Below are 13,361 nucleotides of genomic sequence, written 5' to 3' on the forward strand. Positions count from 1 at the left end.
TGAGTAGATGGCAGATAACAAAAAATACTACTACTTGAAATTGAAGGAGGATTTCTTCGATTCTGATGAAATGCTGCTTCTCCAGGGGATGAAAGATGGGTATTTGTACAGTGACATACTGATGAAGATGTACCTGCGGAGTCTGAAAAATGAAGGGCGGTTGATGTACAAGGACTATATCCCGTATAGCCTAGAGATGATTTCGACGATTACGAGGCACCAGGTAGGGACAGTAGAACGTGCGATGAAGATTTTTGAGCAGTTGAAGTTGGTAGAGGTGCTGGATAACGGTGCAATCTACATGATGGATATTCAGAATTTCATCGGGCAGAGTTCCACAGAGGCGGACCGGCAGAGGAAGTATTATCGCCGCATCCAGGATGAGAAGAAACTGAGCGGCTCCCAGACGCCGGAGGCATTGATTCCAGAGATGCAGGAACCGGAGCAGGAGAAACCGCCAGTAGAAAAGCCACCGAAGCCGAAAAAGGCAACTGTAAAGAAGGAAGACACGATGCAGCTCTATGAGCGTCTGGCTCCGGATTATGCACTTGGCGGCGAAATCAGAGAAAAGATGCGTGAATGGTGTACATACAAGATTGAACGCAAGGAAGGTTATAAAGAGCAGGGCATGAAATCCCTTCTCCGGCAGGTAGAGAAGAAAGTGGCAGAATTTGGAGAAGGTCGGGTGTGCGATTTGATTGAGGAGTGTATGTCAAATAACTGGAAAGGCATTATCTGGGATAAAATGATGCAGATTCCGCAGAGATCAGCCGGGGGCCGGATTCAAAACAGAGTGAGTGAGGTAGATAACTGGTAATGACAAGAGAGGAGTTCAAAACGCTTGTTAAGGGAATGAAAGCTGTATATGCACAGCCGACATTCATCCCGGACCAGGATGCTTTCAATGTATGGTTTGAGTTGCTGAAAGATATTCCGTATCAGCAGGCCAACGTAGCAATCCAGAAGTACATGCTGACAGAGAAATTTCCACCAACGATAGCAGACATCAGAGAAAAGGCAACGCAGATTGTTGAGAGCGTGGATAACAGCATGAGCGAGTTGGAGGCATGGTCTTTGGTAAGAAAGGCGGTCAGAAATTCCGGGTATCATTCAGTGGAAGAATTTGAGAAACTGCCGGAGGCTTGCCAGAGAGCTGTAGGAAGTGCGGCAAATCTGAAAGAGTGGGCGTTGATGGATTCTGAAAGGGTTGAGACAGTAGAGCAGTCTCATTTTATCCGGAATTACAGGACAACAGTGCAGAGAATCAGCGAGGAGAAAAAGCTGCCGGAATCTATCCGGTTGCTGATTGCCAGCATGAGAGACAATGCGTTGGAGTTGGAAAAGAAAGAGCAGCCTGTGCTCGAAGTTAAGAAACAGGAGGAAGAAAAAACAGATCCAGAACCTGGAATGTCTGAGGAAACGAGGGCAAAGTTCCAACAGGTCATGCGGAACTTACAGGGGAAGATGTGACATGGAGGTGAAGTGACATATGGATATGGCAGAAATCGGAGCGAATATCCGGAGTTGCAGGACAGAAAAGGATATGACGATGGAGGAACTGGGAAAAGCAATCGGCAAGAGCCAGTCGGCGGTAGCGGATTATGAAAAAGGCAGAGTAGACATCCCGGCATCCTCTCTCATCAAGATTGCAGAGGTCCTGGAAGTCCACCCGGCGAAGCTGTTTGGTATGCAGACGGCGGATGAGCAGTTTAAGCCGGACGCCACGCTGAGAATTTTCAGTGCGGAGGACAGGCGGACTATTGCAGGAATCCTGGTAATGAACGGTTATACAACCCGACATATCAAGGTTGCGAGAGAAGGAAAGAAGAGTAGCTGGTACTGCATCCAGGCCATGCTTGAAGAAAGCAACCTGGGAAGTCAGTAGGAGGCGGATATGGAAAAAGTAAAGTTTACGGTATACGGGGAACCGAAAGGGAAGGGCAGACCGAGATTCAATACGAAGACCGGTCACGCCATGACCCCGAAAGATACGGTGTCCTATGAAAATCTGGTAAAGCTGGAATGGCAGACAGCCTACGGGACAGAGAGCTTTCCGAAAGAGGCGATGCTGGATATGAGGATTAAGGCGTATTACCGGATTCCTAAGTCGGCATCGAAGAAAAAAAGAGCGGCGATGCTGGCTGGAGAGATACGTCCGACTAAGAAGCCGGATATGGATAACGTAGTAAAGATTATCGCTGACAGCCTCAACAATCTGGCATATTACGATGATACGCAAATTGTTGACTGCCAGTGCCGGAAGTTCTACTCGGAGAATCCGAGAGTAGAAGTGACGATTATAAATTTGTCGAAGGAAGAATAGGAGGAAATTCACAGTGGATGAAAAAATGGAAATAAGACTCGTGAATCCAACGGAAGACGGATTCTTGCAGAAGATTGACTGGAACAAAGCGGAGCTGGAGGCGAATGTCAGAAGTATCGTGGAAGCATACCAGGGCTTGGTGTATACGGAAGATACGGTATCGGATGCGAAGAATGACAGAGCCGCCCTTAGAAAATTGCTCAATGAGATCGAGGACAGAAGAAAGCTTGTCAAGAAAAAGTGCATGGAGCCGTATGAGGTATTCGAGAATGACTTGAAGGATGTAACGGTACTCATCAAGGAGCAGATCAGCATCATTGACGGGCAGGTAAAGGAATATGAGAACGGCGTAAAAGAGGAGAAGAAAGCCAGATTGCAGGATGTATATGCTGAGACAATCGGAGAATTGGCAGAGGTACTTCCTTTTGAGCGAGTGTTTGAGACACAGTATCTGAATGTGAGCTTCAAGGAAAGTAAGGCAGCAACCGAAATCCAGGAAAAGATTCAGAGAGTAAAGAGTGACCTGGCGGCCATTGACGCACTGGATAGCAAGTATAAGCTGAATGCGAAGGACGTATACGTGAGAACGCTTGATATGTCCCAGGCTATGGCTGAGAACGCTCGTCTGATTAAGTTTGAAGAGCAGATGGAGGCAGACCGTAAGAGAAAAGCCGAGGAAGAGGAACGCCGGAGAGCCGAAGCAGAAGCCAGAGCCAAAGAAGCGGAGGAACGTAGACGCCAGGAGGCAGAAAAAAATGCTGCGGAACGTGCGGAGAGAGAAAAGGCACTGGCAGAACAGCAGGCCCAGGAGGAAAGAGCTTCGGAATCTGGCTACAACGCACCGGTTCCGGATAAGACGGCGGATGTGCAGAGTGAGGAACCGGCAGAAAAGCCGGCTGAAAAAGAAGCTCTTCCGGAGGAAAAGAAATATAAGGCAACATTCTATGCGATTGGCACGCTCCAGCAGTTGAAGGATTTGCAGGAGTACATGAAAGAACATAATATCCAGTTCGGAAAGGCGGGTAAGTAGAATGAGTGATTTTGTGAAGGAATTGAATTTTGATGGCGATACCTTTAATGACATGAAGAGAGATATGAATTTTGTCTTACAGAGACTTCTCGGTAATATGCAGGAAAAAGAATGCCAGGAAGGAACGCTGACACTGAAACTGGATGTATCACTCACGAGAGAGTATGTACCGAATTACAATCCGAACATTCCTGGAGAGAGCAGAGAGATTGCGAAGCCGAAGTTCAGTCACAAGGTAACAAGCCAGATGAAGGTTGAGGATATGAAAAAAGGCAATTTGGACACTGAGATGGAGCTGTTCTTGAATGAGGAGACCGGGGAGTACGAGATGAGACCGGTTGCTGATACTACACAGAGAAGCATTTTCGATGCAGACTACAGAGATGTGACGGAGCCGGGACCGGCAGGAATCGAGCCGGATATTGGTCCGGAGTATATCGAACACCCGGAACTTCCGGGAGAGGTAGCAGATGAACATGCACTTCCTGGCCCGGTGGAAGAATACGAGGATGCAGATGAGAGCGTATATGACGATTCTACGGGCGATAACCCGGAAGATACACAATTTACTGATGAAACCGATTTAGACGGTGCAAGGGATGGTACAGAGATTACAAGTGACTTTGAGGAAGACGAAACCGACACCGAAGATGATGAGTATGGATATGATGAACCAGAGGAGGAAGAGTAAATGAATTTAAGAGATTTGGTAGGAAGAATGGCAATCAGAACAGATAAGGTGCGTGAGGCAATGCCATGGGAAATGGAACGTGCGTTTCGCTTAGATTTCATGGTTCCTGTACCGATTTTTGATAGAGAAAAGTACATGGACGAGCCGGTAAGAATCCTGGCGGTGGAAGGAACCCAGGTTGTTATCGAGGAAGATGGAAAGAGAAAACTGTTGGAGAGAAGATACATTGATGAACGCTGGACGGATTATGAGAGACTTCTGCATCCGGAAGAGGAAGAGAAGGAAAAAGCTGAAAAGCTGATGAAGGAGTTCGAGGTAGCGGCGGAACCTATCAAGCATTTCCTGGCAGAGCATTATGACCCGATGTGTACGGCAGTGATCTCCATGGATAACATCCAGATTTTCAGAGGAGAACTGGGCGAGCCGATTCAGAATATCTGTTGCCGGTGCGGAGCAGAGGTTGAAGAGGAAATGAAGGGATAATAAATGGATAAAAGGCCGAGAAAAGAAGATGGGTCATTGTTCATATCGTGTAAATCATGCGGAGTGCCGCCGGACAGGTGCAAGGGCTTTTGTATTTTCCAGAGAATGACGGCAGAAGCAGAAAAGCAGAAACAGGAGGAAAAGTCGAATGGCAAAATTTAATATCGAAGTAGAACTTGACTGGATGGATGAAGAGGCATATTCCATCGATGATGAGTTAAGAGAACGGATTGTGAAGGGCGTGGAAAACGCCCTTCTGGAAAAGGCAACGAATGAAGCTGTAAAGGCAGTGGATAATAAAATTGCAGAGAAGATTCTGGAGGCGGAAGAAACGATACAGGCAACCGTAGACCAGTTCATTGCGAATGTGTGCGAGGAGAAGATTGGAAAGATTGTTATCCCGGAAAAGAAAAGCACCTGGAGCGATGAAGTAACGTACAAGCCTCTGTCTGAATACGTGGGAGAGAGATTTGAGCTGTTCCTTACGGAAAAGAGATATGACAGGGACGGCCGCATTGCAAGTTATTCCAGTGACAGGAAATTATCCGCCGCCGGTCTGCTCACGAGTCAGTATCTGGAAGAGGAACTTGGAAAGAAGGTTGAAAAGCTGATTGCGAATGCTAAGAGAGAGGTAGAGGAATCTCTGATAAAATCACTGGAACAGAATTTGAAAGAAAACCTTGCGAAAGACACGATTGAAAGAATGAATATCCCGGAAGTGTTGAAGAAATTAAGCAACATAGGAGCAAAGCAGGTAACCGGAACATCATTGCCGGAGTAAAGGAGGAAGGATATGAGTGATTTTACCATAGGGCATGTTACAGACACGAAGGAAGGACCGATGGATGGAGTGTACGCTGAGACGAAGGGCACATACACGAAGTTCAAAGGAACCGGAGCATTTCAGAAAGAGAAGAGAATCCTGTATCAGAAAGTAACGGATGTCGGAATCAAGGCCAGTTTGCAGACCGGCATGGTAAGTATCAATGACAGAAACCGGAACCAGGCAATAGCAGTCAGCATTACGGAGATGGTTGCGGTTTTGAATGAGGCTTTGAGATACGGAACGGCAGGAATGGGAAAGAAGGTGCGGCTGTTATCAACAGGGCAAGCGAAGGAACGTGCCGTCAGTGTGGCAGAAGAATCCTGTGGGTGCGGATGAAGTCTGGAAAGAATATGCCGGTAGACATGGCACTGCATAATTACAAGAAGGACAGCACCGGGAAAGAGAAGATCGTCACGCCGGACGGAGAAGTAGTGACAGGAAGAATCCTGGTAGGCGAGCGTGGAGATGGAGCAGGATATATTTCACACTTCGCTTCATGCAAGAAGTATCGGAGGTAGAGCATGACGCATGAGTTGAAGACATACCCGAAATACTTCCAGGAGACGATAGAGGGCAATAAACCGTTTGAAATCCGGAAGAATGACAGAAACTTCCAGGTGGGAGACGTACTGATTCTGAAAGAATGGGATAACATCAAATACAGCGGAAGAGAAATCGGAGCGGTAGTAAGATATGTTCTCAGAGACTTTATCGGATTACAGGAAGGTTATGTGGCACTTGGGTTACAGATTTTAAGTTAAAAAGAAAAGCCGCCATATCCCCATGGCAGCTCCTCAAATGTTCGTAGATAGATTCATTATATGGAGCAGAGCAAGAAAAGTCAAGGAGGTATGGCGGTATATGGAAAGGCAGAGTGAGCAGGAACTGTTAGCAATCGTACCTGTGGAAACGGAGAGTCTGGAGGGAAACAGAATCTACCAGGTAACAGGGAGAGAACTGACACAGATAGCGGAAATATCTGCGAGAGAAGCGGTCAAAATGTGCAGAGAAGAGCGAAAAAAGACCGAAAAACGTGAGCAGAGTAACGCTGATAAGGTAAAAAGAACCAAGAAATTGTTATCAGACTACCGTAGACTGAAAAGGGAAATCCCGGAAAACGAAGAATTTACGGAAGGCGAGAAAGTAGAAAAACGATGGGCGTTCCTAAGAGATTTGATGGGTTCGGCACATATCAATAGCCAAGAAAGCGTAGTAGAGAAAGAAGAAAAACGCAGGGCGGAGAATATGTATTACATCAACCGGATAGAGCGTGCGATTGAGACGTACCGGGAGGAGTGCGAAACATCGAAAAAGCCAGAAGCTATGCGGTGTTACAGGGAGGTGTACGAATACTACATAGCGGAGGAAGAAAAGACGGTTGCTCAGATTGCGAGTGAGGAATGCGTGAGTGAGAAGACTGTCTATAAGGACATCGGGAACGCCTGCAAGATCATAGCTGTGTACCTGTTGGGTGTGTGAGAAAACCGGGTTCAAAAACAGTAGAAAATATGGAATTGACGAGGGTAAAATACCTGTGGTAACGTAGTAAGTGCCAAAAGCCCATATGTCACACCATAAAAATGGAGCACTGTGAATCGACTTTTCCTTCTCTGATGGCTGAGCGGTCTTCGGACCGCAAAGCCGGAGGAAGGGATTCTTAAAAAACGGTAAACAGCCTGTATTCCCTGTACTTAGGTAGGTAATCTGGTATAATTAAAGTATGGAAAACAACGGTTTTTCAAGGGAAAAGGAGCAGACGGACAATGGGAATTTATACGAGCAGATATAGCAACAAAGAGCTTGCAGATGGCAAATATTACTGTGTAGGAATCAGCATCGGGACGCCGAAATTCAAACTGGCGTACAGACTGGAAAACCAGTGCTACTCACTGGCACCGAAAGGGTATATGCTGAGAATGAACCTGGAAGATTTCAAGAAAGCCTATTACGAGAAGCTGAACGGCATAGGCAAGGACAGAATCATCAACATGGTTATGAAGATGGAACGTGACGCATCGGCCCAGGGAAAGGATTTGGTCCTCCTGTGCTACGAGGACGTGAGAATCCCGGAAGATTGGTGTCACAGAACTGTTTTTGCTGAGTGGTGGGTGGAGAACACTGGAGAGATTATCGAAGAACTTCCAGACCCGAATCCCCCGAAGGGAAAGAAGGTAGCAACGACAAGTAAGAAGCCCGAAGTGCAGACGAAGCCGGATGATGGCTACCAGCAAATGAGTCTGTTTGGTATGGGCGCTTTAATATAATATCCGGAGCTGGTGTAGGCAGCACACGACTATTCCATAGTTGAGGCCCTGTTCATCGCAGGGCTCCGGTCCAAAAACAACGGCATCGCATCCGAAAGGGTACGGTGCCTTTTTAATGCAACGAGAGAAGGGAGAGTTGATAAGCAATGGCATTTTTCAGAGACCCAGGAGAGATGTTCTTGGGATGCTTGGGTACGGTGGAGCAGAGATACTTGGTAAATCTGATAAAGAATGCTGCGAAGAACGGGTATACGAGGTTCGTAGAGCCATGTGCCGGAACATTCGCCATGAGCAATCTGGCAATCCAGAATGGGTATAAGCCGGAGCAGATCGAGACAAGCGATGTGTCTATGATGAGTTCGGTTATGGGGTATGCCATTACGGGCAAGCCGCTTGACGAACTGGAGATACACGCCCAGAGCTTTTCTGATGAGGAGCTGTTGGACCCGGCGGTTGCCTTGTATGCTCAGATGTATCTTAGAACATCGAAGACAGCCGGTAACGAGTATTTCTTTAATCTGCTGAAAGATTTGAGAGACAGAAGAGAGGAACACATTGAGCATATCCGGCAGAGTTTAGAGAACATCAAGAAGGAAATGTACGGTATGACATACCGACCGTTGGATATGTGGGATCATCTGGACGAGGTGCTTGACGATCCCCACACGCTGGTTATTGCCAATCCGCCGACCTACTTCTCCGGCTATGAGAAGTTCTATGACACACAGGGGAAAATGACCTGGAAGGAACCAGAGTATAAGCTGTTCGACCCGGAAACAGGACACGTTGAGTTGTTTGACCGGTGCATGAATGCGAATGCGCTGGTTGTTTGCTACCAGGAAAAAAGAACCGGAGAGGCTGTAGGAGAGCCGATATTTGCAAGAGCCGGTACGAGAGCAGATTTGAATAGCTACATTACCTCGAACAGAGGAGAAGAAGCGGCAGCACTGGCAGAGGGAAAAAAAATCAAAAGACCTTCCGAAAGTAAGCTGGCACCGATTGCCTGTAGTATGTTGCCGAGAGATTACGAGATAACGGAGAAAAGCAAGGTACAGATCATCTCCATTAAGGCAGCAGAGGCACAGTATTACAGACAGCTATGGACGCATAATTTTGTTGGTTCATCGGCTACGTTCAATAGAGCTGTTCTGATTGACGGGATGGTATCGGGCGTATTTGGGATTTCAAAGATGCAAGCCACATCACTCTTCATCTGGTACGTTATGAAGGTCCCACACACCACGTATCGGCTCGGTAGACTACTGTATATGTTGGCACAGAATCATTGCTTCACAGAAACGCTCCTGGACGATCTGGAACGTGAGAAGGTAACGAAAGTCCGGACCGCCATGCTGACGAAGTATCCGGAGAACAAAGAAGTCCGGGGCATTATGAAGCTGGTAAACCGGCAGAAGGATAAGAACAACGGTTTCAAGCTGACATACGAAGCGGAGCTGACTGACCGAACAGAGCAGGAAACATTGGAAGAATGGTTAAGGAGGGAAAGACAGTGGCAGAAGAGCAGAAAGCAAAATATGAAATAATTTATGACATGGGTACGGAGCTGTACATTGCGAAGGTGCAGTTAGCCGAGCTTAAGGAGCAGGACATCAATGCCAGGATAATGAAAAATGAGATGCAGGACCAGCTCACAGCGAACATCAAAAACAGAGGGCAGTTGGAGAGCTTACCTCTGATTGCACTGATGGGAGAGAAGCTGGAGATTATTTCAGGGCATCACAGAGTAAAGAGTGCAAGAGAGGCTGGACTGAAAGAGATTATCGTTATCCTGGATAAGAGCGGACTGACCCGAAGCAAGGCAGCTTCTAAGCAGTTGGCTCACAATGCAATCTCCGGATTTGATGATGAGAGTACGCTGAGAGAGATTGTGAAGCTGATGGATAACGTCGATGATATGATGGAGAGCTATATTGGGAAAGAGATTCTGGAAGAACCGTTGGAGCAGTTTGATAAGCTGAATACTCCGGCGGTTCAGTTTGATTTCAAGACCATTGCGTTTGCGTTCCTTCCGAACCAGATCAGAGACTTGGATGCACTGATGAAGAATCTGAACGGTAGCTGTGCGGAGATTATTGGTGTTGCCTCCTATGAGCAGTGTGAAAAGTTCGTAGAGACACTGGATAAGTACCAGCAGTTTACGGATATCCGGAACGTAGGGGCGGCGGTCCACTCCATGATTGACGCTGCAAATGAGAAAATGGACGATGCCGGTTTTGACCTGGACATGGACTGGACGTACCTTGCGAAAGTATTTGGCAGTGCTGCCATTCCGGTAGAATCGGCAGAAGTAATCAAAAAAGCTCTGAAAAAAGCAGAGAAGGACGGCACGATTACCAGTAAGAATAAATGGCAGATGATTGAATACTGGGCGGCTGACTACCTGACAGGGAAGTAGGTGGTTGAATGGCGGCAAAGCAGAAGTATGATGAGAGATTTGTAAAAATTGCCAAGGTATTGTGCATGAGAGGCGGTACGGATGAGGATTTAGCTGACGCATTCGAGGTATCTCCGAGGACAATCAACCGTTGGAAAAAGGATTACCCGGAGTTTGCAGAGGCTCTGGCCGCCGGAAAAGAGTATGCAGATGCAGAAGTCGAACTGAGTCTGTATAAGCGAGCAAAAGGAAGTAAGAAGAAAACGAAAGTAACCCGGAAAATTATTGAGATGGACAAAGACGGTAATACCAAGCCTGCGAAGATAGAGACGGTTGAGACCGAAGAGGACATCATACCGGACGTAGGAGCGTGCTGTTTCTGGTTGAAGAATCGTAGGCCGGACATCTGGAGAGATAAGCAGGAAATTGGTCTTTACGAGATAGAAGACATGGAGGGTATCGAAGCCGACATTTATGGCGGCGAAGAATAAGGGCTTATCCAACCCGTATGTCAAGGTCAACAGGCGCAAGCGTATAGGGTTCAATTTCAGCGACAAGCACAAGCGGTATATCAAAAATTGTGCGAACAGTACCTACAATATCCTGGAAGGTGCTGTTCGTTCCGGTAAGACGGTAGATAATGTTTTCGCATTTGCTCACGAATTAAAAACGACGAAGGATAGAATCCACCTGGCGACTGGTTCGACTATGGCGAATGCTAAGCTGAACATTGGAGATGCTAATGGGTTCGGTCTTGAGTATATATTTCGTGGGCAGTGCAGGTGGACTCAGTACAAAGGGAATGACTGCCTGCTGATAAATGGCCCGGATACGGGGTACAAAGACAAGATTGTAATCTTCGCTGGAGGTGCAGCGTCCGATAGTTACAAGAAAATCCGAGGTAACTCATATGGTATGTGGATTGCAACCGAGATCAACCTGCATCATGACAACACCATCAAAGAGGCATTCAACCGACAACTGGCAGCCAAGAACAGAAAAATCTTCTGGGACTTGAACCCAGACCATCCTAAGGCAGCGATATACGTTGATTACATTGACAAATACGCTGAGAAAGCGGCCAAGGGAGAGCTTCTGGGTGGTTACAATTACGAGCATTTCAATATCTTCGAGAATATCAACATCCCGAAGCAGAGAATAGCTGAGATTGTCAGCCAGTATGACAAGGACAGCATCTGGTACATCCGAGATATTGAAGGTAAGAGAAGTATTGCAGAAGGCCTGATATACGTTAAGCTGGCAACTTCCATAGCGGCGGAGGATGATGAGTACATCGTGCCGTTGGAAGAGACGATTGACATGGCGAAACGTGGAGAGTTCATAGAGCTGAATATAGGCGTGGACTTCGGAGGTAACGGCTCCGGCCACGCTTTTGTTGCGTCTGGAATTACCCAGGGATATGAGAAACTGTATGTGCTGTCCTCTGAATGGCACGATGCAGACGGAACAGACCCCGATGATTTGAACCGGATGTTTATGAAATTCGTTGAGAAGATATTGGACCGGTACGGATTCATTACGAATGTGTACTGCGATTCTGCGGAACTGGTGCTGAAACGAGGTTTGCAGAAAGCTATGATTGAGGCGGAACTGGGAAATATCAATGTCACGAATGCTGCCAAGTGCAAGATTACAGACCGTATCTTCACAATGACCACGCTCTCAGCAACTGGGCGTGTGTTCTTTACGCCAGATTGTGAAAGTGTTCTCGAAGCTATCAGCATGGCGGTTTGGAATCCGAAGAAAATGGAACTGGAGCGTCTGGATGATGGAACCAGTGATATTGACTCTCTGGATGCTATGGAGTACAGCTTCGAGAAGAGGATAAAGAAATTCATTAAGAAGACGGGGTGAACTGATTGAGAATTGCAAATATATTGAGAAAGGTGTTGAGAAGATTGGTGCCGAATAACAGTGTGGAAAAAGCCCTGGGCGTTGATATATGCGAATCCGGAGTAATGCAGAATGCCATAGAGCTGTGGCACAACATGTACAAGAATGAACCGCCCTGGAGAGGTGGAGAAGACAATGTGATTCCTCTGAATCTGCCGGCAGCGATCTCGGAGGAATTTGCCAGGCTGATACTAACGGAGTTCAGCATGGAGGTAACTGGCAGTCCGATGGCTGCTTTCATCAATGAACAGTTGAAAGACCAGCTTACGGACTTGAACAAATTTGTTGAGATATACTGCGAAGGTGGGGCTATTGCGGTAAAGCCGTTCGTGACGAACATAGACGAAAACGGAAGACCAACGGCAATCGAGTTGGATTTCGTGAAAGCGGTGGATTTCTTCCCATGTGCGTTCAACAACAAGGGAGAGATAACGGCGGCGGTGTTTGTGGAAGGAAAGAAGATAGGAGATTACCTGTATACCAGGCTTGAATACCATGAGCTTACGGGAATGACCTATACGATCATCAACAAGGCGTTCAAATCTGAGGAGATTTACCAGTACAACGATGATGGGACCTATGCTGTGAGGGATAGATTCCGGAAAGAAGTACCACTGTCTGAGGTGGATGAATGGGCGGGCCTGTCGGAAGAGCCGGTAATTATCGGTAACATCGACAAGCCACTTTTTGCGTACATCAAAGTACCAAAGGCAAACAATATCGATACGGATTCGCCATTGGGGGTATCAGTGTTCTCCAGAGCTACGGAGATAATAGAACAAGCTGACATTCAGTACGGGCGTGTATTGTGGGAGTATAAAGCCACAGAAGCTGCTATCCTGGGCGATTCTGAGTTGTTCCAGACAGATAAGCATGGAAAGCCGGTTCTTCCGGCAGGACAGGAAAGGATGTTCAAGACATTTGACTTCGACAATGCGGATGGAACTAACAAGGGGCTGCTGAAAGAGTATGCACCGCAGATTCGCCACGAAGCGTTGTTCCAGGGACTGAATAAGCTGCTAATGAAAATAGAGTTCCTGGTTGGTCTTGCCTACGGCACACTGTCTGAACCAACGGACATTGAGAAGACGGCATACGAAATCCGGGTATCAAAGCAGAGGTCATACCATACGGTAACGGCGATGCAGGACGCATGGCATAAGGGATTTGAGAAAATCATATACGCCATGAGAGTTCTGGCGTTGCTTTATGATATGGTTCCAGACGGAGAAACGGAGCTGAACTGCAACTGGGGCGATGGAGTTCTGGAAGACACAGAAGCTGAGTATCAGCGTAGATGGTCCATGGTGGTTGCCGGAAAGCTGAAAACAGAAGCGTTTCTCGCGTGGTATTTCGGATGCTCGGAGGAAGAGGCAAAGAACATGATGCCGGAGCCGGTAGCCAGATTTCCTACAGAAGAATAGGGGGGGGGGGG

At 47.1% G+C, this 13,361-nt stretch carries 18 protein-coding genes; all 18 read left to right on the forward strand.

Annotation, left to right across the window (positions count from 1 at the left end; translation table 11 throughout):
- Window positions 1–7: 7 nt before the first annotated feature.
- The 18 genes from MUB35_RS20360 (at window position 8) to MUB35_RS20445 (ending at window position 13,350) form a co-directional block, all read left to right on the forward strand.
- Window positions 8–817: a phage replisome organizer N-terminal domain-containing protein gene (locus tag MUB35_RS20360; RefSeq protein ID WP_244806730.1), complete on the forward strand. Its 810-nt coding sequence runs from the start codon at window positions 8–10 to the stop codon at window positions 815–817.
- A complete protein-coding gene (locus tag MUB35_RS20365) occupies window positions 817–1,470 on the forward strand; it encodes a replicative helicase loader/inhibitor (RefSeq protein WP_118005630.1) in 654 nt (217 codons plus the stop codon). The genes MUB35_RS20360 and MUB35_RS20365 overlap by 1 nt, the downstream gene beginning before the upstream one ends.
- Window positions 1,471–1,489: 19 nt before the next feature.
- Window positions 1,490–1,885, forward strand: a complete 396-nt coding sequence (locus MUB35_RS20370; RefSeq protein WP_064786167.1) for a helix-turn-helix domain-containing protein — start codon at window positions 1,490–1,492, stop codon at window positions 1,883–1,885.
- A 9-nt stretch (window positions 1,886–1,894) separates the two neighbouring features.
- Window positions 1,895–2,323 carry a RusA family crossover junction endodeoxyribonuclease gene (locus tag MUB35_RS20375; protein WP_118617114.1) on the forward strand — a complete coding sequence of 143 codons (429 nt, stop codon included), beginning with the start codon at window positions 1,895–1,897 and terminating at the stop codon, window positions 2,321–2,323.
- 13 nt (window positions 2,324–2,336) lie between these two features.
- Window positions 2,337–3,353 carry a DUF1351 domain-containing protein gene (locus MUB35_RS20380; RefSeq protein ID WP_064786165.1) on the forward strand — a complete coding sequence of 339 codons (1,017 nt, stop codon included), beginning with the start codon at window positions 2,337–2,339 and terminating at the stop codon, window positions 3,351–3,353.
- Window position 3,354: 1 nt separating this feature from the next.
- Window positions 3,355–4,044: a hypothetical protein gene (locus MUB35_RS20385; protein WP_244806731.1), complete on the forward strand. Its 690-nt coding sequence runs from the start codon at window positions 3,355–3,357 to the stop codon at window positions 4,042–4,044.
- On the forward strand, window positions 4,045–4,527 hold the full coding sequence (locus tag MUB35_RS20390; RefSeq protein WP_244806732.1) for a hypothetical protein: 483 nt from the start codon (window positions 4,045–4,047) through the stop codon (window positions 4,525–4,527).
- A gap of 148 nt (window positions 4,528–4,675) precedes the next feature.
- A complete protein-coding gene (locus MUB35_RS20395; protein ID WP_118617118.1) occupies window positions 4,676–5,308 on the forward strand; it encodes a hypothetical protein in 633 nt (210 codons plus the stop codon).
- A gap of 12 nt (window positions 5,309–5,320) precedes the next feature.
- Window positions 5,321–5,689 (forward strand): hypothetical protein, encoded by a 369-nt coding sequence (locus MUB35_RS20400; protein ID WP_244806733.1) that lies wholly within the window; start codon window positions 5,321–5,323, stop codon window positions 5,687–5,689.
- Entirely contained in the window at window positions 5,686–5,871 is a 186-nt protein-coding gene (locus MUB35_RS20405) for a hypothetical protein (protein ID WP_244806734.1), read from the forward strand. The genes MUB35_RS20400 and MUB35_RS20405 overlap by 4 nt, the downstream gene beginning before the upstream one ends.
- 3 nt (window positions 5,872–5,874) lie before the next feature.
- Window positions 5,875–6,114, forward strand: coding sequence for an ASCH/PUA domain-containing protein (locus MUB35_RS20410; RefSeq protein WP_101872445.1), 240 nt, complete (start codon window positions 5,875–5,877; stop codon window positions 6,112–6,114).
- Window positions 6,115–6,214: 100 nt separating this feature from the next.
- Complete coding sequence (locus MUB35_RS20415; protein WP_226973275.1) at window positions 6,215–6,832, forward strand: MerR family transcriptional regulator; 618 nt, start codon at window positions 6,215–6,217, stop codon at window positions 6,830–6,832.
- Between the two features lie 284 nt (window positions 6,833–7,116).
- Complete coding sequence (locus MUB35_RS20420; RefSeq protein ID WP_244806735.1) at window positions 7,117–7,617, forward strand: hypothetical protein; 501 nt, start codon at window positions 7,117–7,119, stop codon at window positions 7,615–7,617.
- 173 nt (window positions 7,618–7,790) lie between these two features.
- Window positions 7,791–9,161 carry a putative antirestriction adenine methyltransferase gene (locus tag MUB35_RS20425; RefSeq protein ID WP_244806754.1) on the forward strand — a complete coding sequence of 457 codons (1,371 nt, stop codon included), beginning with the start codon at window positions 7,791–7,793 and terminating at the stop codon, window positions 9,159–9,161.
- Window positions 9,128–10,033: a ParB/Srx family N-terminal domain-containing protein gene (locus MUB35_RS20430; RefSeq protein WP_244806736.1), complete on the forward strand. Its 906-nt coding sequence runs from the start codon at window positions 9,128–9,130 to the stop codon at window positions 10,031–10,033. Before MUB35_RS20425 ends, MUB35_RS20430 begins: the two co-directional genes overlap by 34 nt.
- Before the next feature lie 8 nt (window positions 10,034–10,041).
- Entirely contained in the window at window positions 10,042–10,503 is a 462-nt protein-coding gene (locus MUB35_RS20435) for a hypothetical protein (RefSeq protein ID WP_064786146.1), read from the forward strand.
- 424 nt (window positions 10,504–10,927) lie between these two features.
- Complete coding sequence (locus MUB35_RS20440) at window positions 10,928–11,887, forward strand: hypothetical protein (RefSeq protein WP_330588847.1); 960 nt, start codon at window positions 10,928–10,930, stop codon at window positions 11,885–11,887.
- 5 nt (window positions 11,888–11,892) lie between these two features.
- Window positions 11,893–13,350, forward strand: a complete 1,458-nt coding sequence (locus tag MUB35_RS20445) for a phage capsid protein (protein ID WP_244806737.1) — start codon at window positions 11,893–11,895, stop codon at window positions 13,348–13,350.
- The last annotated feature ends 11 nt before the right edge of the window (window positions 13,351–13,361 follow it).

The sequence above is a fragment of the Blautia sp. NSJ-175 genome, assembly GCF_022867815.1.
In the GTDB taxonomy this organism is placed as follows: domain Bacteria; phylum Bacillota; class Clostridia; order Lachnospirales; family Lachnospiraceae; genus Blautia; species Blautia celeris.